This window comes from Asticcacaulis sp. AC460 (assembly GCF_000495795.1).
In the GTDB taxonomy this organism is placed as follows: Bacteria; Pseudomonadota; Alphaproteobacteria; order Caulobacterales; family Caulobacteraceae; genus Asticcacaulis.
The window spans coordinates 101533-123187 of record NZ_AWGD01000001.1 but is presented as its reverse complement, the minus strand read 5'-3'; the positions used below and the strand labels follow the sequence as shown (position 1 = coordinate 123187).

Genomic DNA, 21655 nt, shown 5'->3' with positions numbered 1-21655 from the left:
ATCCACTTTTTGGCATGAGGTTTAGTTGAAGACCTCGTTCATGGTGACCTGGACCCGAAGCGTCTCCTTGCCGCCACCGCGGTAGATGGTGCCTGAGGTCGGGGTCGCATCCAGATAGTTGCGGCCGGCGGCGACGCGGATATGGTCCTGCGCCACGCGGCAGCCATTGGTCGGGTCGAAGCCGCGCCAGCCGAGATAGGGGATATAGATCTCCACCCAGGCATGCGAAGCGTCGGACTGGATCTTGTTCTCGTAGTTGGCGCCGGTGAAGATATACCCCACCCGGTAGCGCGCCGCCACGCCCAGCAACCGTGCCAGGCAGATGAACAGGTTGGCGAAGTCCTGGCACACCCCCTCACGCGACGCATAGACGTCGAACGGCGTCGAGCGCAGCGAGGTCGAGCCCGGCACATAGCGGAAATCGCGATAGATGGTCTGGTTGATGTCGTTCAGCGTGTCCATCAGGTGGCGGCCGTTACGCTCGGCAAAGCCCATGGCATAGACCAGAAGCTCGCGGATCTGGGTCTCGGGCAATTCCGGCGACCGCAGATAGGGCTCCATCATCACCTGCTGCCATGGCATCATGGTCAGCGGAATGAAGGCCTGGCGCTGGCCGACCGAATAGTCGTCGGGCGACTGGCCATAGACCTTGACCAGCGACCGGCACGAAATGGTCAGCATCTTGTACGGCCTGATGATGCTGTAGTGCAGGGTCTGGTTGCCGAAGACGTCCTCGAAGCGGACATCCTCGCCTTCCGACGACAGCGACAACGTACAGTTCAGCACCTCCTGGACGGTATCCTCGACCGGCATAAGCCGGAAGGAATGGGTCGAATGCTCGACCTCGTGCTCATATTTGTATTCGGTCGAATGGGTGACGTCGTACAGCCGGTAGGTCAGGGGAGACCCGTCCGGCGCATGGGTGATGGCGCGCGGATTGAGCACATTGTGCTGGACCGCCTTCATCTGCTGCAGCGACTGGACGATGCTGAGCTGCTGGGCCTGGGCCTGCTGCGAGGCGAAGCCCCGGCCCGGTGTAGAACGCGGCTTCTCGGCCGGCACGACCACACCCTGCAGGTGACCGTCCTGTTCGTGCGTCGCCTGCTGCGGCTGGGCCGGCTGTTTCTCGTCCTTCTTGTTGGTCCACACGACCGCGCCGCGCCGGGCGATGATCAGTTGCCCCTTCTGCATCGGCTTCCAGTCGCCGCGGTGAAACGGGGTCGAGCTGAACACCAGGGCCGTCCGGAAGGTGTCGCGCGGATTGCTCAGTGCGAAGCTGGCCGAGTCGGAATGATAGCCGGCCTCCGAATGCGGCGGCTTGATGCGCGAGTAGTAGAGCTGGGTCTCGACCGACTGCGATCCGTAAAAGGCCGCGACCGTCGTGCCGTCCGACAGGATCATGTCTGCCGAGCCCAGGTCGTCCAACTGCAAGAACCAGCTCAGCAGAACCTGGTGATCAACTTCCGCGAGTGTTCTGGCGCCATAATCCTGAACCTTGCCCAACAGGAAGCAGAACGCTGCTTCCGAGTCGGTACGCCCCATAGGTTCCAGAAATATGGATTTGTTGAAATGAAGCTTGTTCAGCGCCGTCTTGTCGAGGTCGCCATTGTGCATGAAGACCCAGTCCTGGCCGGCGAACGCCCGCGAGAACGGCTGGGTCTCGAGATGGGTGTAGCCGGTGGCCGCCCCCCGGACCTTGCAGAAGAAAACGGTTGACCGGAACGAATCCCAGTCGTGCATCGCCCCGCGCAAGGACTTGGTATCGCGCGCCGACGGATCCTTGGCGACCACGGCGCCCTTATTATCACCGGGATACCAGGTCAAACCCCAGCCGAGTGTATGTTCCCCCTTCTGCGGCCCCTTGCGGAACTTGAGGTCGATCGACGGCGAACTCAGACCGTCGAAGCTGAAGGCTAAAATATCACTCGAAATGGCACTCAAGGAACTCATCCTCTTTGTTGCAATGCAACTAGACTTTTTTACAAAGCGGTTGTCTAGTGGCCGACGACGTCACATGACACTTTTTTTGCGATTCCGTAAACGTTTCGTTGCGGAAGCTAAGGTTTCCAAGGAGTTGGGTACGGCATGAGTATATTGGCGGCGCAGCATCACGTCAGCGACTACCGTTACGACCGGCCGATTTCCTTGGGCCCCCAGGTCATCCGCCTGCGTCCTGCGCCGCACACCCGCGCCCATGTCCAGTCCTACAGTCTGAAGGTTTTCCCGGAAAACCACTTCATCAACTGGCAGCAGGATCCGTTCGGCAACTGGCTGGCGCGGATCGTCTTTCCGGAAAAGACCAACCATTTCCGCGTCGAGGTCGACCTTGTCCTGGAAATCAAGGTCTTCAATCCTTTCGACTTTTTCCTCGAAGACTCGGCGACCCATGTACCCTTCACCTATGCCGCCGACCTGAAAGAAGAACTGGCGCCCTACCTGGAAATCAAGGAAGACGACGACGTCCTGATGGACTATGTCCGTTCGGTCCCGGACACGGCGCCCAATGGTGACGCCTGGGCGACGGTCGATTTCCTGGTCGCCTTCAACCAGAAGCTCAATACCGACCTCGGCTATACCCTGCGCATGGAACCGGGCATCCAGACCTCGGCCGAGACGCTCAACAAATTGCAGGGTTCGTGCCGCGACATGGCCTGGCTGGCGGTGCAGATCCTTCGCCACAAGGGTTTGGCGACGCGTTTCGTCTCCGGTTATTCCATCCAGTTGAAGGCCGATATCGAATCGCTGGACGGGCCGTCGGGCGTGTCGCAGGACGTCACCGACCTGCATGCCTGGTACGAGGTCTACCTGCCCGGCGCCGGCTGGATCGGGCTCGATCCGACCTCGGGCATGTTCACCGGCGAAGGCCATATTCCCTTGTGCTGCGCGCCCAACCCGACCTCGGCGGCGCCGATCAGCGGCGGTCATGAGGCGGCGCGTTCGACCTTCAGCCACCAGATGACGGTCGAGCGCATCCAGGAAAGCCGCCGCGTCACCAAACCCTTTTCCGACAGCGAGTGGAAATCCATCGACGCCCTGGGCCACAAGGTCGATGCTGCGCTCGACAAGCAGGATGTCCGCCTGACCATGGGTGGCGAACCGACCTTTGTCAGCCTGGACGACCGCATCGGCGACGAGTGGCATTTCACCGCCCTGTCGCCGGAAAAGAAAAAACTGGGCTACGACCTGTTCCAGCGCCTTGCCAGCAAGTTCGCCAATTCTCCCCTGGCCCAGCACGCCCAGGGCAAGTGGTATCCCGGCGAAATCCTGCCACGTTGGGCGATGAACATGTACTGGCGCGCCGACGGCAAACCGGTATGGCTGGACGCGAAGCTGCTCGCGGACCCGGAATCCAAGGGCAAGCTGAAACCTGAAGCCGCCAACACCTTTGTCTCGGCCCTGGCGGATGCGCTGGGTGTCGGCGCGAACCATGTCGTGCCGGCCTATGAGGACCTGCCCTACCTGCTGTGGAAAGAACAGCGCATCCCGCTGGAAGGCGAGATGCTGACCGCCGACCTGTTCGAAGCCACCGAACGCAAACGCCTGCAGGCCAAGCTGGATGAGAATGTCGGCAAGCCGACCGGCTACGTCCTGCCCCTGACTTTCTCGGCGAAAACAAATGGTTGGCTGTCCAACGCCTGGTCGTTCAAGGCCGGACGGATGATGCTGATTCCGGGCGACTCACCGGTGGGCCTGCGCCTGCCGTTGGGTGCTCTGCCGGTGGTCGATGCGAAACTGGCCGAGGCGCACTATTTCCCGATCCGCTCACCGTTCGCGCCGACCGACCCTCTGCCGGATTCCGCCGAAGCTGTTGCGGCCTACGCCAAACCGCGCAAGGCCACGAAGTCCGCCGGCCCCAACGGTCTGGTCCGTTCCGCCCTGTGTGCGGAAATTCGCGACGGTCAGTTGTTCCTGTTCCTGCCGCCCCTGACCTATGCCGAGCACTATCTCGACCTGATCCACGCCATCGAAGCCGTGGCGGCGAAGCAAAACATAGCCGTGGTCATCGAGGGCTATTCGCCGCCGCGCGACCACCGAATCGAAAGCATGTCGGTCACCCCCGACCCCGGCGTTATCGAGGTCAATATCCAGCCGGCCCGCAACTGGGACGAGTTGAAGTTCATCATCGACACCGTCTATGACGAAGCGCGAAACGCGCGTCTCGTCGCCGACAAGTTCATGATCGACGGCAAGCGGATCGGCACCGGCGGCGGCAACCACATCGTCATGGGGGCTTCCAAACCCGAGGATTCGCCTTTCCTGCGCCGGCCGGACGTGCTGGGCTCGATGATTGCCTTCTGGCAGAACCACCCCTCGCTCAGCTACCTGTTCTCGGGCCTGTATATCGGGGCAACTTCCCAGGCGCCGCGCATCGACGAAGCCCGACATGAGGCCTTGTACGAGCTGGAAATCGCCCTGCGGAATCTTCCGGATGGCTCGGAGGAAAGCGCGCCGTGGCTGGTCGACCGGTTGCTGCGCAACCTGCTGGTCGACCTGACCGGTAACACCCATCGCGCCGAGTTCTGCATCGACAAGCTGTATAGCCCGGATTCCGACCGCGGCCGTCTGGGCCTGCTGGAAATGCGCGGTTTTGAGATGTCGCCGCATCCGCAGATGAACCTGATTCAGTCGCTGCTGATCCGCGCCCTGGTCGCGGCCTTCTGGAAAAAGCCCTACCGCGCCCCGCTGGTCCGTTGGGGGACGCAACTGCACGACCGCTATATGCTGGGCCACTTCGTCCGTGAGGACCTGCTGGAGGTACTGGACTATCTCGACGCCGCCGGGTTCAAATTCGGCCGCGACTGGTTCATTCCCTTCTTCGACTTCCGTTTCCCGACGGTCGGCACGGTCCAGATCGGCGGCATTACCCTGGAGCTGAAAAACGCCCTGGAACCCTGGCCGGTTATGGGCGAGGAATCGGCCGGTGGCGGCACGTCGCGCGGCGTCGATTCTTCGGTCGAACGCATGGAAGTCCGGCTGACCGGCGCCATAGGGTCGCAACATGTGGTGACCTGCAACGGCCGCCGCCTGCCGTTGACGCGCACCCGCGATGCCGATGTCCAGGTCGCCGGCGTGCGCTACAAGGCCTGGGCGCCGTGGTCCAGCCTGCATCCCAACCTGCCGGTCAATACACCCTTGATCTTCGACGTTCTGGACACGCGGCTGGAACGGTCCCTGGGCGGCGCGCGCTATCACGTCATGCATCCGGGCGGGCGCAATTACGATGTCCTGCCGCTGAATGACAACGAAGCCGAAGGCCGCCGCCTGTCGCGCTTCGAAGCGCCCACTCACACACCCGGCAAGGTGAAGATTCCGCCGGCGGAGATCAATCCGGACTACCCCCATACCTTGGACCTGCGCTGGAAGCCCTTCTGATTGCTGTCCAGCGGCCGATAGGCTATGCCTGAACCCTAAAAAGGAGAGGGTTTTCATGGCAGGGAAAACACACGTCGCAGTCGTCGCTGTTATTGTGGTCGCCTGCGCGGCTGGCCTGCTACAGGGCTGCACAGACGAACGCAACGGCCCGGTCGAGGCGGTCAAGGCCGAAGCCGGCGGTCCCGAAGTGGACTACCAGGCGGGTCTGCAGGCCCTGGGCCAGGGTAACCAGACGGAAGGCATCCAGCGGCTGGAAAAGGCGGCGCAAGCCGGCCACGCCCTAGCCATGCTGAAACTGGGCGACATCCGCAATGCGGACGCAGGCGATGCCGACGGCGACGCCGCCATCGCCTGGTACGAAAAGGCCGCAAGCGCCGGCAATATCGAAGCGACGCGCAAGCTGGGCATCGCCTACGCCACCGGCCGCGGCCGCAATGAGCCCGATCCCGCCAAGGCCCTGCCTCCGCTCGAGATAGCGGCAAAAGCGAGCGACCCAGAGGCGCAACTTTACCTGGGGCAGGTGCTGATCGCTTTGACGCGCTACGAAGAGGCCATTACCTGGCTGACCCGGGCGGGTGAGGCCGGACAGGCGCGCGCTTGGTATGTGCTGGGCGAGATGTATTACCAGCAACAGACGGTCGATCAGGATATCGACAAGGCCTTCGGCTATTACGGCAAGGGCGCGGAGGCCGGTAATAACGAGGCGCAACTGATGTACAGCTTCTTCTATCTCACCGGCCGGGGAACCAAAAAAGACAAGGCCGAGGCGTACAAATGGGCGCTGATTGCCGACCAAGCCAGCTCGCCGAAGAGCCGTGGGGCGTTGAAATACCTCGAACCGAAGCTGTCCGACAATGATAAAGCGGATGGACAACAACGCGCCGACGCCTGGAAAGCGGCCAATCCGACCAAGGTGCCCAAGCCGACGAAGTAAGTGCTATGCCGGCGCCCAGGATTGCAGCCGGTCCTGGACATCGCGCAGCTGCTTCGGTGTCCAGTTTTCCTCCAGCCGCTCCATCTTGCGCTGGGCGGCGCCACGGCCTTTGCGGGCGGCGCTGGCGTACCAGAAATAGGCCTGCTCACGCGACGCCAGCTCCCCTGTGGCGCTGAGGAAGTTGTCGCCGACCCGTTCCAGGGCTTCCGCATCACCCGCTGCTGCCGCCTGGCGGAACAGTCGCGCCGCCGTGACCGGATCAGGCTTGCCGCGTACCCCCGCCAGGTACAGTTCCGCCAGCGACTTCATCGACGGCGCATGGCCGCGGTTGGCGGCGGCTTCGAGATAGTCCATGGCCTTGTGCAGGTCGGTGATGCAGCCCAAACCAAACCGCAGCTGATAGCCGGTAAAGGCCAGGCCGTTGAGGTCACCGGCTTTCGCCGCTTCCAGATTGTGACGAAAGGCGTTGTGATAGGCGCGGTCTGCCGATTGAGACATGTCGTGGACATGGTGGCCGCGGCTGAGGATTTCGCCGATTTTCAGCCAGGCATAGCCGTCGCCCTTTTTGGCTTCGCGCTCGTAAATGTACAGCGCCTGATCGAGGAAGGACAGGGCTACTGCGGGATTGCGCGGAGCGCCGCCGGTTCCCTTTTCCAGCATGTCGGCACAGGCGACGCAGGCCTTCGCGTCGCCGCGCCGGGCCAGACGGCGCCTATACTGAAAGGGCGTAAGGGGATGCGACCAGTCCAGGCGATGGCCGATCAGGTCGCGGACCATGAACCACAGGACGGCAAACAGAACCAGCACCAGTCCCAGGAACAGGTAGATGGGTTTCATGTCGGAAAAGAGTGCCGCCGGATCTTGCATGTGTTCACGCTTACGGCGCGCGGCGAAAAGTTTCGCGACGAAAACGGATTAACCATGATAAAAAAGGTCTAAATCGCGCCGCAAAGACGGACTAGCGTCATAACAAAGGGGAGGGGGAGATGGGGTTCAGTGTAAAACCAGCGGCTATATTCGCCTGTCTGGCGTTGACAGCCTGTGTCACGGTGTCTCCGATGACCCAGGAACTGTGGTCGCAGGACATCGACCTTGCCTTGCAGACCTCGCCTGAACGCCTGCGCGCTCTGGCCGACGAGGGCGACCGCCACGCCATGGCTGCCTATGCGATCGTGCTGCGCTATGGCCTGAACGGTGTCGCCGCCGATGCGGCCGAGGCCGATCGATATGTTTCCAAAGCCACGACGCCGTCGGGATATCACACCACCTTTATCTGGATGCCCAAGACCAAGGACAGGGCGGGCTATATGATGCCCCTGACCACGGCAACCTATGCCTACAGCCCGGCGCAGGCCGGCGCTGTGGCTGCGTGCGCCGCTCTGCTGGCGCCGCCGGAGGACCCGCCGAACCTGGCCGAACGCCTGGCGCGCGGGGTCTGTGGCGGCGAAGTCAATTACCGCCGGCTGAAAGACCGGTGGCACCGAACCGAAACCAATGATCGTAATAACGGGAGGAATCTATGAAGAAGCTTTTGTTGCTGACCGCCGCGGGCCTGATGGCCGCGCCTGCCGTTCTGGCGCAGACGGCGCCGGGCACGCCCTATCCCTATGACAAGTCGCCGTGGTGGATGAAGGAAAGCGTCATCACCCAGACCGGCTTCGTTTTTGCCGAGGTGCCGGCCAACCGCGCCACCTTCTCGGCCAACTTCCTCAGTGTCGCCGACACGGTCGAAAAAGCCCAGGCACAGTCGATCGAAAAGACCCGCGCCCTGCAGGAAGTGCTGGCGCGGCTGGGCAAGGACCAGGTCCGCGTCAATACCAGCTTCGCCATGCGTACCCTGTACGAACAGTACCGCGACAAGGACGGGAACCGTATCGAGAACCAGCGCGCCGACAAGATTAACGGCTATGAGGTGTCGGTGCAGATTTCGGTTGAGGTTCGCGACATGGCCTTGCTGGAACGCGCCTACGCCCTGGTGCTGGCGGCCTCGCCGACGTCCACGGCCAACATCTATTTCAACCTCCAGCCCAGCAACGAGCTGAACACCTGGATGTACAACGAAGCCGTCAAGGACGCGCGCAAGCGGGCCGGTGACGCTGTCACCGCCGCCGGCGGCGCCCTGGGCAAGGTTCGGGTGATCGATCCAACCGGCCGGGCGTGCGAAACCGACATCCTGGCGCGCGGCGGCAATGGCGCCGGCGACGATACCGAGGCGACCGAGGTCATGGCCCTGCAAGCGCGCATGGTTCCCTCCCCGCCTCCTCCACCACCGCCTCCTGCCATGGCACAGGCACCGGGTTCCGCCGACTATCTCGAAGCCCAGGCGCTGAAAAACCCGTTCATCCAGACCCCACCGTTGCGGCGCATCACGGCCCGGGCCTGTGTCGTCTATGCGGTGAACTGATCATGAAGCCGCTTTTCAGTCTTGCGGCGGTGCTGGCCGTTGCGGCCACCTCGGCCGCCGCGCAGACCGCACCGCCGGCAAGCTATGGCAAGGCGCCATGGTGGATGAAGGATCAGGTCATTGCCCAGACCGGATTCGTGATCACCGAAGTGCCGGCCAACCGCGCCAGCTTTTCCGCCACCTTTCTGACCAGCGACAAGACGGTCGAGGCTGCCCAGGCCCAGGCCGTCGAGCGTACGCGCGGCCTGCAGCAATCCCTGGCTGGCCTCGGCAAGGACAAAGTTTTGGTCACCACCGAATTTTCCATGCGCGCCCTGTACGAACAGTATCGCGACAAGGAAGGTAACTTGATCGACAACGAACGTGGCGACAAGATTCGCGGCTATGAGGTCGTTGTGACGATCGGGGTCGAGGTCCGTGACGTCGACCTGTTGTCTGCGGCCTATGGCCGGGTCATGGCGGCGTCGCCAACTTCAGCGGAGGACATCGAATTTCGACTGACTCCCGACGCGAAGCTGATCGCCTGGCTGGACACCGAATCCGTCAAGGATGCGCGCGTCCGTGCCCAGGGCGCGGCCGCGGCCAATAGTATAGTCCTGGGCCGTATCCTGACCATCGATCCGACGGGGAGGGCCTGCGAGGCCGATATCCTGGCGCCCGCGCCGCAGATCGATATCGATGGCGATGGGGAAGAGGTCGTGGTCACAGGCATCCGGCGCTTGAGACGGGCTGACACCGACGTTGATTCTATCACCGCCGAGGACATCGGGAGCTTTCCCGACAAGAGTGTCGGCGAAGCCCTGCAGCGGGTGAGCGGAGTGACGATCAATCGTTTCGCAGCGGAACAGATCGAAGCGAACGCCCTGAAGAACCCCTTTCTTCAGACGCCACCCCTGGTGCGCAAAACTGCAACCGCCTGTGTCGTCTTCGGCCTGAACTGACGGCTTGATCCGGCCATAGTGCGGTGCAATATGAAGCCCGGCGCCTTTCCGCGCCGGGTTTTGTTTTGAGATGCGTTATGTCGTTCGAACAGGATGAACCGTCCCCCGGCGGCCCGAAGCTGAACCTGCCTTATCAGCAGACCGTTCTGGTGCTGCAGGGCGGAGGCGCGCTGGGGTCCTACCAGGCTGGCGCCTATGAGGTGCTGCACGCGGAAGGCGTCGAGCCCGACTGGATCGCCGGCATTTCGATCGGCGCCATCAATGCTGCCATCATCGCCGGCAACGCGCCGCAGGACCGGATCGGCCGGCTGCGCGAATTCTGGGACGAGATGAGCACCGACATTCCGGGCGCCGGCATGGCGGGCATGCTGCCGGGCGACCCGACTGGTCTGTCGTTTCGCCAGTTCAGCGGGTTCCTGAGCCTTACGGCCGGAGTGAAGGCGATGTTCCGGCCGTGGTTCATGCTGCCCTGGTTCAACCGGCCGGGCACGCCCGAGGCGACCAGCTTCTATGACACCCGGCCGCTGCGCGATACCTTGCTGCGCCACGTCGATTTCGACCGCATCAACAGCGGCAAGGTCCGCCTCAGCCTGGGCGCGGTCAATGTCAGCAGCGGCAATTTCGCCTATTTCGACACCCAGGACCCCGGCCGCAGGATCGGACCAGAGCACGTCATGGCTTCGGCAGCGCTGCCACCGGGATTCCCGGCGGTGGAAATCGACGGCGAGGCCTACTGGGATGGCGGCCTGGTGTCCAACACACCCCTGTCCTACGTGCTCGACTCGGGGCTGGCCAAGGATACTCTGGTATTCCAGGTCGACCTGTTCAGCGCCCAGGGGCCCTTGCCGCAAACCCTGGACGAGGTCCAGGAACGCATCAAGGACATCACCTATTCGTCACGCACGCGGATGAATACCGATGCCTTCCTCGAAAAATACCGCCTGCGCCATGCCATCCGCGCCCTGGCTGAACACCTGCCGGAGGCCGAGCGCGAGCGGCTGTGCGGCGGGGCACTGCCGTCCGACATCTATAATGGCCGTGTCAGTCTGGTACACATCATCAACCGCGCCAACCGTCACGAGATCCAGTCCAAGGATTTCGACTTCTGGCGGCCATCGGTCCGCGACCGCTGGCGCGACGGCATGGAGGACGCCCGCGCGGCCATGCAGGCCAAGGCCTGGCGCAGTTTCTCGGACCCCGATACCGGCCTGGCGGTCTATGATTATATGCGGCCGGACAAGAGGCCTCCTGGGTAAAGGCTTCTGGCCTAGGATTTGCCAATAAGACGGCGTACAGTGTTCGAACAAAACGGACTGAGGAATCGCCGGAAATGAAACGCACATGGGTGGCATGGCTGGGGGCCTTGGCTCTGATCGGCGCCGCGCCCGTGCTGGCCCAGTCGACAGAGATGACCTTCGCCCAGACCCAGCAGGCGGCGAATCGCGGTGATGTCCGCGCCCAGTACCGTCTGGGTGTGATGTACGACAGCGGCCAGGGCGCCGCCGCCGATCAGAGCAAGGCCTTCGAGTGGTTCCAGCGCGCTGCCATGCAGGGCATGGCCGAGGCGCAGTACAATGTCGCCGTTATGTATGACGAAGGCCAGGGTGTGTCCCAAAGCTATGTCCTGGCCGCCAACTGGTACAATGCCGCGGCCGAACAGGGCGTGGTCGAGGCCCAGTACAATCTGGGTATGATGTACGCCCAGGGCCAGGGCCAGGTTCAGGATGACGCCACCGCCGCCTACTGGCTCTACAAGGCCGCCAACCAGGGCTACGCGCCGGCGCAGTACAATATCGGCCTGGCCTATCTCAACGGCGCCGGAGTCGCGCCGGACCCGCTGACGGCCTGCCACTGGTTCCTGACGGCGGCGAAACAGGGCGACAGTGACTCGCAGATGGAAATCGCCAAATGCTATGAGAATGGCCGTGGCGGGTCGCGCGACCTGGTCAAGGCCTATGCCTGGGCGCTGGTGGCGGCCCAGGCCGGCCAGGACGGCGCGGCAGCGTATCTTGAAACCCTGGGCGCCGGCGTCAACGACAACCAGAAGAATATCGCCATCAATATGGCCAGCAGTCTGGTAAACCCGGCATCATGACGGCGCCAAATATCCAGAACGCGTCGCATCAGTTCAATTTCATGCGGAATTGAACGGAATATGTGACATTCTTGTTGCGGTTGCGAGCGAAACTACCCCTGCGACCGTTCGACCACTGGCAGAAACTGACGCGCGCCGTCATATCCTCCCCGAAGTTACGGGAGTTTCGCTATGCAACGGGTGCTGGCAGGTTTGATTTTGGCTCTAGGCCTGGGTTTTGGGAGTTTGGCGGCGGGCGCGGTATCGGCGCAGCCGGTAGCGGGGCGCGACGACGCGCAGCGCACGGCCGAAACCATGGATATCGACGTCCTAACGGCGCAGGCGCAGGCTGGTGACGCCAAGGCGCAACTGCGCCTGGCCGACAACTTCTTCGCCGGCAACGGTGTCGATCAGAACTATGGCAAGGCGTTGTTGTGGTACGAAAAGGCAGCCCGCCAAGGCAATGCCGTCGCCCAGACCGAACTGGGCGTGTTGTATTGCAAAGGGCTGGGTGTCGCACTGGATTACGACAAGGCCCTGTACTGGACGCGCATGGCCGCCGACCAGAACTATGCCGGGGCGCAATACAATCTGGGCGTCGCCTATGATTACGGCCTGGGCGTGTCGCCCGACATCACGACGGCTTTCGGCTGGTATCTGAAGGCGGCGGAGCAGGGCTATGACATTGCGCAGTTCAATGTCGGCACCATGTACGAAAACGGCGAAGGCACCGAACAAAGCAACGCCCAGGCGCTGATCTGGTACAACAAGGCCGCCGGCCAGGGCTATGCTCCGGGCCAGTATAATCTGGGTGTCCTGTACCTGGACGGCAAGGGCGTCGAGGTCGATGCGGCGCGCGGCCTGATCCTGGTGGAGCAAGCGGCCAAGCAGGGCTTCGCCCTGGCTCAGGAGCGGATGGCCGGCGCCTACTATGCCGGTCTCGGCGTGCCGGTCGACAAGGTCAAGGCCTATGCCTGGGCGCTGCTGGCTGCCTATGGTGGTGATCGCGATGCCGAAAAGCTGCTGGCCCAGATGGATGCCGATGAAGACCTTAGCGAGACCCAGTATGCCGAGGCGTCGAAACTGGCCGAAAGCCTGCTGCCGCCGGCCGTTTGACGATTTTCGGTGAAAAATCGACTCAGGACGCTTGCCAAGGCCTGAGGCCGTGGCTATACACGCCACCTCCGCAAGAAGATGGGCGCTTAGCTCAGCGGGAGAGCACTACCTTGACATGGTAGGGGTCACAGGTTCAATCCCTGTAGCGCCCACCATCTTCTCAAAAGGGCCCGGTTCACGCCGGGCTTTTTTTGTGCCTGCGCCGTGTGACGGGCGTGAAAGAAACCCCTCAAATTTCCGTCGGCTTTTGCCGCTACGACCGCCGGGATAGCGGAGGCGGTATGCACAAGTTTCTCACCCTGTCTTTCCTGATTGCCGGTACCTTGGCGGGTTCCCCGGCCTGGCCACAGATGATGGGCGGCGGCGGTATGGGCGGTCCGCCTCCCGGCGGCGGACGTCCCGGGGGCGGCCAGCGGCCGGATGGTGCGCCGCCCATGCGTCCGGGGCCGCCTCAGATTGCCACGGCGCAGAAGCTGAACGGCTTGCTGAGCCTGACCGGGGAAAGCCTGAGCGTGAACGGCAAGGCCCTGGCGGCGATCAAGCCCGACCAGTCGGTTGTCCTGTTGACCCAGGCGTCCGAACTTCACCTGTCCGGGTCGAATCTGACCAGCGACCTCCCTGTAACCTCCCTGCCGGAGGCGCAATCCGCCGGCCTGGGAGCCGCGGTTCTGGTCCTGTCGCAGTCGCGGGCTGACATCTCCGGCGGCTCGGTGACCACGCGCCAGGCCGGTGTGCCGGCGGTCTATGTCGCCGATCCTGGTTCGTCAGTACAACTGACCGCGACGCGTCTGGCGACCCATAATTCCTATGCTTCCGGCGTCGTGGTGGCCGGCGGCGAGCTGACGACGCAGGATGCCGAACTGACCACGGCTTCGGACAATGCGCCGGCACTCGACCTGCGTTTTGGCGCTGTGCATCTGGCCGGCGGGCGGCTGACCGCGGCCGGTCCGCTGTCGCCGGCGATCGCCGTGGCGGGTGAGGTCGAAGCGACGGGCGTCGTCCTGGTGTCGCAACGCGAGGCCGCGATCGAGGTGAAGGGCGCCCATCGCCTGCGCCTGACCGATGCCCAACTGACCGGCGGCGCGGACGGCGTGCGTGTCGTCGCCGGCCAGACCATGCCGGCCTTGGCGCCGCGCGGTCTGCCGCAGGAGGGGATGTCAGGCGGGCCTCCGCCGGGCGGTTATGGTCCTGCCCGCCAGGACACCGGCGGGAAACGGTCGCCGATGGGCCCCAGGCGGGACGGGCCGCCGCCCCAGGCCGAACTGGCTTTTTCCGGCGGGGCGATTTCGGCCAGGCTGGCGGTGTTTAGCGTCACCGGCGCCCAGGTTGAGATTGTCCTGAACAACGTGGCCCTCGACAGCGGTTCAGGGCAATTGGCGAAGGTGACTGCGCTCAGCCTGAGCGATCAGGGTCTGACCCTGGGCCATTTGCGCATCACAGCATCTGGCCAAAGCCTGAACGGCGATATCGTCACCGATGCCGTCAGTTCGGCGGTGCTGGATCTGAAGGACTGCTCGCGCTTCAGCGGCAGGACCACGGCCAATGTCGATGTCAGTTTGGATGCCGGATCGACCTGGACCCTGACCGGCGACGGCAGGGTTGGAAAGCTGACCCTGGCCGGCGACCCGGCCGCCAGCCTGATCGGCAATGGCCACAGTCTGGCCTACGACCCGGCACGCAATCCGGATTTCGGGGGGCAGACCTATGAGCTGAAAGGCGGTGGGCAACTGCTGCCCGCGAAAGCCTATTAGGCCGCGATCAGGCGCTCGACTTCGGTTACAATTTCACGCAGGTGGACGGGTTTTTCGAGGACCTTGGCGTTGGGGGACGCCTTCTGGGCGTTCAGCGCCACGGCGGCAAAGCCGGTGATGAACATGATCTTCAAATCCGGCTGGACCAGGGCCGCCTTCTTGGCGACTTCGATACCGTCGGCGCCGGGCATGACGATGTCGGTCAGCAGCAGATCGTAGGGGCCGTGGTCCAGGGCCTCGATGGCCGAGTCGCCGTCGGCGCACGACACCACTTCGTAACCGGCCCGTTGCAGGGCGCGCGACAGGAAGCTGCGGACGGAATCTTCGTCTTCGGCGAGCAGTATCTTTTTCATGCGACCTCTATGCGTCCCCTGCGCCATGATGGAGCCCGGACCGGAGGCTACACCGGGACGGGATGGAATTCATCAAGATTGGCGGGGTTAAGTAAATTTGGGATGAAGACGTGACAGGAATGTCCTACTAGACATTTAACATGGATGAAGCGGTCCCCACCCCCTGGCACATTGTGCACACCCCGGACAAGGCTGTGGACGTGGTACGCCCGCATGTCGCGGTCGCGCCCCTGGTCTACAGCCTGCCGCACAGCGGTCGGTACTATCCCGACAGTTTCGTCGCTCAGGCGCGGCAGAAGGGTAGCGCGCTGCGCTCCAGCGAGGACGCCTATGTCGACGACATGGTCGGTCTGTCGCCCGACCTGGGCGTCTATGGTTTGGCCTGCCGCTATGCCCGTGCCTTCTGCGACGTCAACCGCTCCCCTCTGGAACTGGATGCGCGGCTGATCCGCGGTGAACTGCCCAAGGCGGCCCTGGCCCTGAGCGCGCGGGTCAAGGCGGGGTTCGGGGTCATCGCCCGGCGCTTAAGCGCCGACCAGGAGATTTACCGTTCACCGTTGGACATGGCCGAGGTCAACCGGCGGCTCGATATGATCCACGGCCCTTATCACGAAACCCTCCAGGACCTGCTGGTCGAGGCCGGTCGCCTGGGCCGGCCGGTAGTGCTGGTGGACTGGCATTCCATGCCCAGTTCGGCCCTGTCGTCTCTGACCGGGCCCAAGCCGGACATCGTGCTGGGCAACCGGCATGGCGATTCCTGCGGCGACTGGCTGGTACGCAAGGTGAGGGACGTGCTGGAGGGGGCGGGTCTGCGGGTGGGGCTGAACAAGCCGTTCGCCGGCGGCTACATCGTAGAAAGCTATGGGCGGCCACAGGCGGGTATCGAGGCTTTGCAGATAGAGATCAACCGCACCATCTATATGAACGAGGCCAGTCTGGAGCCGCATGGCGGACTGGAAAAGTTGCAGGGCGTATTCCGGACTCTGACACGGACCCTTGCCCAGACTCCGTCAAAGTAGCAACTCACCGCCAGAGTCTCTCCGCTGAAAATTATTGAAAGTCTTTGAAATCGATTACAATTTCCACGAAAAAAAAGGCCGCGCTAAACAGCGCGGCCAAGTCTACAGGGAGGAAACGCCCAGGAAGGGCATCGATGCCGAAGCACCGAACATCCTCAGAATAGGTTGCGGTGCAAAATAAAGCAAGTCAAAAAAAGAAATCATATGATCACGTATCGTTACAATTCCGGGAAAGAACAGGAATTTTTCGTGACGGTACATCAGGTCATCTTCGATTGAGAATTGTGCAACGCAGCATTTTTGTCAGAATTTTGCGCAGGCGCGGTATCGAACTCGCGCGGTGTCGTCGGATAGGGATGCTCCTCCAGCAGTTCGCGCAGGCGCCGGATTCCCCGCGCCGACTGTGAACGCGACTGGCGCCAGCCCAGCAGTATAATGGCACCGACACTGGCCAAAATCAGGGGCACGGGCCCGAACAGCCAGGCGGCTGATGCCAGCGCGAAATAGTAGCCCCGTACGCCTTGCGAAAAGCTCGACATGGCCGGTTCGACGATATTGGTAATGGCGGCGGCGAATTCACGTCCGGTACGTTCGTCCATGCGGTCGGGCAGGGAACCCAGGGCCGCGGCGGTATAGTTCATCTGGCGGGTGGCCCAGATGAAGTCGAGCAGGCCGCGCACCAGGCATATGACAATCAGGCCCAGCTTCATCTGAAACAGCAGCACGGTTGAAACGTCGAAGCCCAGGTTCTTGGCCGTAGTCAGGGGGACCTGTCCGCTGAACAGCACCCCGCCGACGGCGGCGATCAGCAGGAGGTTGGCCGAGGAAAAGTTGGCGGCGGAATTGACCGCGTGGGCCATCAGGTTGGAATCGAACAGCTTGATCTCACGTAAGGTCGCTTCGCGCATCCAGGCGGACCGTACAATACTCAGGTCCTTGACGATAAAGCCGGATTTCTTGGAAATTTTCTGAAGGAAGGGCTCGTAGCCCAGCCAGCAGAAGAAAAAGACCAGCAGGGCGAAACTATCGAGCGGATTGTCGCTGATGGCGTGGAGAAGGGCTTTCAGGGCGGACATGGTGCTCTCGTTATATGGTCGCGATTCATGCATAGGGTGAGTCGCCTGCCCGTTTGTAACGGACTGTTACGCAAAATGTGACGCCGCCCGCATTTTCATGCTTTCTTCGCTTGTGCGAAAGAAACCAAGCCCTTATGAAAGCGCAACTTTTCGCTTTCCTCCCCTGTGAGTACAATGAATATCGACAAAATTTCCGTGGGTCCGAATGCGCCCTGGGACATCCATGCCGTCATCGAGATTCCGGCTGGCGGCATGCCGGTAAAGTACGAGATGGACAAGGATTCGGGCGCCCTGTTCGTCGACCGCTTCCTCTACACCTCGATGTTCTATCCCGGTAATTACGGTTTCATCCCCCACACCCTGGCCGATGACGGCGATCCCTGCGATATCCTGGTGGTCGGCCCGACCCCGGTCTATCCCGGTGTGGTCATCCGTTCGCGTCCGATCGGCGCTCTGGTCATGGAAGACGAAGCCGGCCGCGACGAAAAAATCCTGGCCGTGCCGGTCGACAAGCTGCACCCCTACTATGCCAATGTCGCCAGCTACCGTCAGATGCCGCCGATCCTGATCGAACAGATCACCCACTTCTTCGCCCACTACAAGGACCTGGAGAAGAACAAGTCGACCAAGGTCATCGGCTGGGTCGAACCCGATGCCGCGGCGCAGCTGATCCGTGACGGCCAGGAACGCCTGGCCCAAAAGATCGGATAGGTTCGGTTCACCTTATCTTGATGGAAAACCCGGTCCCTGCGGCCGGGTTTTTTGTTGTCTTCGGCGCCGGGTAGGTCTTTATTGCGTTTTCCGGACTAGAGGCCGGACAAGAGGGTTGAGCCATGGGACTTTTCGACGATGCCTTGGGTGCGCTGCAGGGCGGTGATGCCGGTGACCTGCTGAATCAGGCGGCTGGCGCTTTCGGCAATGGCGGTCTGCAGGACGTGGTCGCCAAGTTCCAGCAGAACGGTGCGGGTGAGTTAGTCCAGTCCTGGATCAGCAGCGGCGCCAACCTGCCGGTGTCTGCCGATCAGCTCCAGGCGGTTCTTGGCTCCGACGTAGTCCAGCAGCTGGCCGGTCAGTTCGGTATCGATGCCAAGCAACTTCCGGCCATGTTGCCAGAAGTCATCAACCGTCTGACGCCGAATGGCCAGCTTCCCGATAATCTGGGTGAAGTTCTTGGCAAGGACGGTCTGGGCGGCATGATCGGCGGCTTTTTGAAAACGTGACAGGTTTTTGCAAAGCCTTAGATCTGTAAGCGCTTACATCGTGTAAAAGCCACGTACGGGCGCGATTTTTGCCATAATTGCGCCTTAATTGGGCTAACGACGGTTCGCAAGCGCTATAAAATTTCCATAAAGATGAAATAAAATTCGTTCTGATAGCGGTATCACGAGAATTTATTCAATAAATTTGAAATTTTTAACAGAATTTCGCGCGGCGGGAGCTTTTCCCCTTAATATTACAAACAGATGACAGTTTCCTGCAAAAAAGCGGTAACGGGTTATCGTCCCCCTTTGGTCACAATCCTGGCTATAATTACAGACTTACAAGACCCAGCGTAGCGTTAAAGTCTCGGGATGGCGTGTGTGTGTTTGCCGCTTTGCTGAGACGCATTGAGTTTGAGTTCGTTTTCACCCCATGCCCAAAAAGAGAATAATGGCTAATTCCTCCCCGAATGTGGCCTCTCGTCTGTATGCTTTGGCGGTCGCCCGCGACACAGCCAATCTCGTTGACGGTGATGCCGCCCTGGCGCTGGCCCGCGCCTCGACCCGTACCCTGATGGCCCTCTCGCCCCAGGCGGCGCTGCTAATGCGCAGCTTCGCCCAGGAAGAAATCGACCGGCTGTCGATGGAGTGCACGGAAGAGGCACAAGGCACGATCGCCCTGATCCAGGATGCGATCAATATGGCGTGACGCCGTATTGCCGCCCGCAATGAAAAAAGGCGCCCTGTGAAGGGCGCCTTTCTTTTTTAGTCGACCGTCTTATCCTCGGTCTCGGCGGCGGGGCCGTTCTTCTTGATGGATTCGATGGCGTTCTTGGCGGAAGCCTTGGACGAATAGCCTTCGGTCCAGAAAATCGTCTCGCTGTTATAGACGAAGTAAGCGACGAACTCGCCGGCCTTGTTCTTGCGGATCTCAAACTTGTGGGCCATGGCTGTGCTCCCTGTTGCGTGAAACGGACACATGACTTCGCGCCGTTAGGGAGCTAAGTCAAGGGCTTACCGCGCCTGTTTCAGGCCGAGATACCATAACAACCCGAGGAAGGCGCCCTTGACGAAGGGCAGGGCCACCAGGGTCAGGGCGCCGATCGAACCGATCAGGACAGGAATGGTCACCTGGGGGTTTGTCCACACGATCGGAAAGAAGAAGGCCGGGGCGACGATGACGTGGCCGATCAGCAGCATGGTCAGATAGGCCGGGCCGTCATCGGTCGGATAGAGGCTGAGCGGTGTATCACAGGACGGGCAGGTGTCGACTACCTTGAGATAGCCGCGAAACGCCGAGGCCTGGCCGCAGCACGGGCACCTGCGGCCGAGGCCGCGCAGCAGGGCTGTTCCCAGTTTGACGCCGTTGCGGGCCATGACATCCGTCCTCAATTCGTTGGTAAGGCGAATATAAGCGCGGGCGCGCAAGACTTCCATGTGTTATGCTGACGCAGGCCGGACATGCGAAATTTTCGACCGACCGACAAAAGCACTTGCCAAACCATATAAAGATATCTTTATATGGTTATATGAGTGACGCGCCCCATCCCGTGACCGATTTCGACAGTCTGCTCGACGCCTTGAAGGCGGCGGGTGAGGCGACGCGTCTGCGCCTGTTGCGGCTGCTGGCGCGCGAAGAACTGTCGGTGATGGAACTGGTCTCCATCCTTGACCAGAGCCAGCCGCGTATTTCCCGCCACCTCAAGCTTATGGCCGAAGCCGGTCTGATCGAGCGCTTTCCAGACGGCGCCTGGGTGTTCTATCGCCTGTCGTCGGCCCCGGCCATCCGGCCGCTGGTCGACACTATCCTGAAGCTGATGGGCGAGACGCATGCCGGCGACCTGCGTCAGTTGGAAGCCGTGCGCGGTGCGCGCCGGGCCTCTGCCGAAACTTATTTCGAAACCATTGCCCCGCAGTGGGATGAGATCCGCAGCCACTATGTCGATGACGCAGAGGTCGAGGCCGTCGTGCTCGACCTGGCCGGGCAACAGCCGTATCAGAATCTGGTCGACCTGGGCACGGGCTCGGGCCGCATGCTGACCTTGCTGGCCGGCCGGGCGAAGACGGCGACAGGTGTCGACCTGTCGCAGCATATGCTGAACCTGGCGCGTTCCCGCACCCATGAGGCCGGGCTTAAGTCGGTCGAGTTCCGGCACGGTGATATCAGCGATACCCGCCTGCCGGCGGGTTGCGCCGACCTGGTGATCGTCCATCAGGTTCTGCACTTCCTCAGCGACCCGCGCCAGGCGGTGGCCGAGGCGGGGCGGCTGCTGAAACCGGGCGGGCGGTTGCTGATCGTCGATTTCGCCCATCATGATCTTGAAATTATGCGGGAAAAATACAATCACCGCCGTCTCGGTGTTGCCGAAGGTGACATGGCCGCCTGGTTGGGCGCCGCCGGACTGACGCCCGCCACCATCCAGCATATGAAACCCGAAACGCCCGGCGGCCTGACCGTCACCATCTGGACTGCCTTGAAATGAGCCCCGCCCTGAATCCTAGTCTTGGCCACAAACTCGCCCCCATTGCCCGATCGCTCAGCCAGGGTGGGGGCAACCTGAAGGTCTCATTCGAATTCTTTCCGCCCAAGACGGAAGAGATGGAACAGACCCTGTGGGCCTCGATCGCGCGCCTCGCGCCGCTGGAACCCGGCTTTGTCTCGGTGACCTACGGCGCCGGCGGTTCGACGCGCGAGCGCACCCACCGCACGGTCAAGCGCATCCTCGACGAGACCGCGCTGAAACCGGCCGCGCACCTGACCTGTGTCGAGGCTTCGCGCGACGAGGTCGATGAGGTCATCCGCGAATACTGGGGTGCCGGGGTACGCCATATCGTGGCCCTGCGCGGCGATCCGCCGTCGGGCTGGGGTGACTATACCCCGCGCCCGGACGGCTACCAGAACGCCACCGAACTGACCGCGGCGATCAAGCGTATAGGCGATTTCGAGGTCAGCATCGGCGTCTATCCCGAAAAACACCCGCAATCGCCCAGCCTGGACTTCGATCTCGACGTGCTGCGCGCCAAGGTCGATGCCGGCGCCACCCGCGGCATCAGCCAGTTCTTTTTCGAGCCGGAAACCTATCTGCGCTACCGCGACGCCGTCTTCGATGCCGGAATCGACATCGAACTGACGCCTGGCATCATGCCGGTGACCAACTTCAAGGGCCTGCGCCGCATGGCGGCGGCCTGCGAAGCCCAGGTGCCGGATTGGCTGGAAGAACTGTTTGCCGGACTGGATGATGACGCGGAGACGCGGAAGTTACTGGCGTCGGCGGTAGCGGTTGAGCTATGTCTCGAGCTGGAACGCGAGGGAGTCGAGAACTTCCATTTCTACACTTTAAATCGCGCTGACCTTGTTTTTGCCATATGTCGCATACTTGGATTAAAAGCTTTAGCCTTGTGAAGGTCGACTCAT

21 protein-coding genes and 1 tRNA gene are annotated in these 21655 nt (G+C 62.0%); 16 read left to right on the top strand and 6 right to left on the bottom strand.

What is annotated here, in order from left to right:
• Positions 1-21: 21 nt before the first annotated feature.
• A complete protein-coding gene (locus ABAC460_RS25965) occupies positions 22-1950 on the bottom strand; it encodes a class II glutamine amidotransferase (RefSeq protein WP_023451476.1) in 1929 nt (642 codons plus the stop codon).
• A 135-nt stretch (positions 1951-2085) separates the two neighbouring features.
• Between ABAC460_RS25965 and ABAC460_RS25960 the strand changes: the two genes are divergently transcribed.
• Positions 2086-5373 carry a transglutaminase family protein gene (locus tag ABAC460_RS25960; RefSeq protein WP_023451475.1) on the top strand — a complete coding sequence of 1096 codons (3288 nt, stop codon included), beginning with the start codon at positions 2086-2088 and terminating at the stop codon, positions 5371-5373.
• A gap of 55 nt (positions 5374-5428) precedes the next feature.
• A complete protein-coding gene (locus tag ABAC460_RS25955) occupies positions 5429-6307 on the top strand; it encodes a tetratricopeptide repeat protein (RefSeq protein ID WP_023451474.1) in 879 nt (292 codons plus the stop codon).
• 3 nt (positions 6308-6310) lie between these two features.
• On the opposite strand, the gene ABAC460_RS25950 is transcribed toward ABAC460_RS25955, so the two are convergent.
• Positions 6311-7174, bottom strand: coding sequence for a tetratricopeptide repeat protein (locus ABAC460_RS25950; RefSeq protein ID WP_155914533.1), 864 nt, complete (start codon positions 7172-7174; stop codon positions 6311-6313).
• Positions 7175-7365: 191 nt separating this feature from the next.
• Here ABAC460_RS25950 and ABAC460_RS25945 point away from each other — a divergent pair, with 191 nt between their 5' ends.
• From ABAC460_RS25945 to ABAC460_RS25920, 8 genes are all read left to right on the top strand, one after another.
• The gene (locus ABAC460_RS25945; protein WP_023451472.1) at positions 7366-7830 is read left to right on the top strand and encodes a hypothetical protein; all 465 of its coding nucleotides are present in this window, start codon (positions 7366-7368) and stop codon (positions 7828-7830) included.
• Positions 7827-8711: an SIMPL domain-containing protein gene (locus ABAC460_RS25940; protein WP_023451471.1), complete on the top strand. Its 885-nt coding sequence runs from the start codon at positions 7827-7829 to the stop codon at positions 8709-8711. Before ABAC460_RS25945 ends, ABAC460_RS25940 begins: the two co-directional genes overlap by 4 nt.
• A 2-nt stretch (positions 8712-8713) precedes the next feature.
• Positions 8714-9652, top strand: a complete 939-nt coding sequence (locus ABAC460_RS25935) for an SIMPL domain-containing protein (protein ID WP_023451470.1) — start codon at positions 8714-8716, stop codon at positions 9650-9652.
• A gap of 77 nt (positions 9653-9729) precedes the next feature.
• Complete coding sequence (locus tag ABAC460_RS25930) at positions 9730-10908, top strand: patatin-like phospholipase family protein (RefSeq protein ID WP_023451469.1); 1179 nt, start codon at positions 9730-9732, stop codon at positions 10906-10908.
• Positions 10909-10982: 74 nt separating this feature from the next.
• Positions 10983-11747 (top strand): tetratricopeptide repeat protein, encoded by a 765-nt coding sequence (locus tag ABAC460_RS0124020; protein ID WP_023451468.1) that lies wholly within the window; start codon positions 10983-10985, stop codon positions 11745-11747.
• Positions 11748-11918: 171 nt separating this feature from the next.
• Positions 11919-12842, top strand: coding sequence for a tetratricopeptide repeat protein (locus tag ABAC460_RS0124015; RefSeq protein WP_023451467.1), 924 nt, complete (start codon positions 11919-11921; stop codon positions 12840-12842).
• An 80-nt stretch (positions 12843-12922) separates the two neighbouring features.
• Positions 12923-12997, top strand: a tRNA-Val gene (locus ABAC460_RS25925).
• Positions 12998-13123: 126 nt separating this feature from the next.
• Positions 13124-14593 (top strand): hypothetical protein, encoded by a 1470-nt coding sequence (locus ABAC460_RS25920; RefSeq protein WP_023451466.1) that lies wholly within the window; start codon positions 13124-13126, stop codon positions 14591-14593.
• On the opposite strand, the gene cpdR is transcribed toward ABAC460_RS25920, so the two are convergent.
• Positions 14590-14946, bottom strand: a complete 357-nt coding sequence (gene cpdR, locus ABAC460_RS25915; protein ID WP_023451465.1) for a cell cycle two-component system response regulator CpdR — start codon at positions 14944-14946, stop codon at positions 14590-14592. The two genes, ABAC460_RS25920 and cpdR, sit on opposite strands and share 4 nt — an antisense overlap.
• A 140-nt stretch (positions 14947-15086) precedes the next feature.
• Between cpdR and ABAC460_RS25910 the strand changes: the two genes are divergently transcribed.
• Entirely contained in the window at positions 15087-15965 is an 879-nt protein-coding gene (locus ABAC460_RS25910) for an N-formylglutamate amidohydrolase (protein ID WP_023451464.1), read from the top strand.
• Positions 15966-16225: 260 nt separating this feature from the next.
• Here the strand turns inward: ABAC460_RS25910 and ABAC460_RS25905 are convergent, their stop codons facing one another.
• Positions 16226-17041, bottom strand: a complete 816-nt coding sequence (locus tag ABAC460_RS25905) for a DUF599 domain-containing protein (protein WP_031236212.1) — start codon at positions 17039-17041, stop codon at positions 16226-16228.
• A 174-nt stretch (positions 17042-17215) separates the two neighbouring features.
• On the opposite strand from ABAC460_RS25905, the gene ppa reads away from it, so the two are divergent.
• The 3 genes from ppa to ABAC460_RS25890 all read left to right on the top strand — a co-directional run bounded on the left by ppa (position 17216) and on the right by ABAC460_RS25890 (position 18949).
• Positions 17216-17752, top strand: a complete 537-nt coding sequence (ppa, locus tag ABAC460_RS25900) for an inorganic diphosphatase (RefSeq protein WP_023451462.1) — start codon at positions 17216-17218, stop codon at positions 17750-17752.
• A gap of 122 nt (positions 17753-17874) precedes the next feature.
• Complete coding sequence (locus tag ABAC460_RS25895) at positions 17875-18261, top strand: YidB family protein (protein WP_023451461.1); 387 nt, start codon at positions 17875-17877, stop codon at positions 18259-18261.
• A gap of 430 nt (positions 18262-18691) precedes the next feature.
• Complete coding sequence (locus tag ABAC460_RS25890) at positions 18692-18949, top strand: hypothetical protein (RefSeq protein WP_023451460.1); 258 nt, start codon at positions 18692-18694, stop codon at positions 18947-18949.
• A 56-nt stretch (positions 18950-19005) separates the two neighbouring features.
• On the opposite strand, the gene ABAC460_RS25885 is transcribed toward ABAC460_RS25890, so the two are convergent.
• Positions 19006-19188 (bottom strand): YegP family protein, encoded by a 183-nt coding sequence (locus ABAC460_RS25885; RefSeq protein ID WP_023451459.1) that lies wholly within the window; start codon positions 19186-19188, stop codon positions 19006-19008.
• 66 nt (positions 19189-19254) lie between these two features.
• Positions 19255-19617: a DUF983 domain-containing protein gene (locus tag ABAC460_RS25880; protein ID WP_031236211.1), complete on the bottom strand. Its 363-nt coding sequence runs from the start codon at positions 19615-19617 to the stop codon at positions 19255-19257.
• A gap of 152 nt (positions 19618-19769) precedes the next feature.
• Between ABAC460_RS25880 and ABAC460_RS25875 the strand changes: the two genes are divergently transcribed.
• Together ABAC460_RS25875 and metF are read left to right on the top strand one after the other, a co-directional pair.
• Positions 19770-20723 (top strand): ArsR/SmtB family transcription factor, encoded by a 954-nt coding sequence (locus tag ABAC460_RS25875; protein WP_023451457.1) that lies wholly within the window; start codon positions 19770-19772, stop codon positions 20721-20723.
• Entirely contained in the window at positions 20720-21643 is a 924-nt protein-coding gene (metF, locus tag ABAC460_RS25870; protein WP_052012692.1) for a methylenetetrahydrofolate reductase [NAD(P)H], read from the top strand. Before ABAC460_RS25875 ends, metF begins: the two co-directional genes overlap by 4 nt.
• Positions 21644-21655 lie beyond the last annotated feature (12 nt).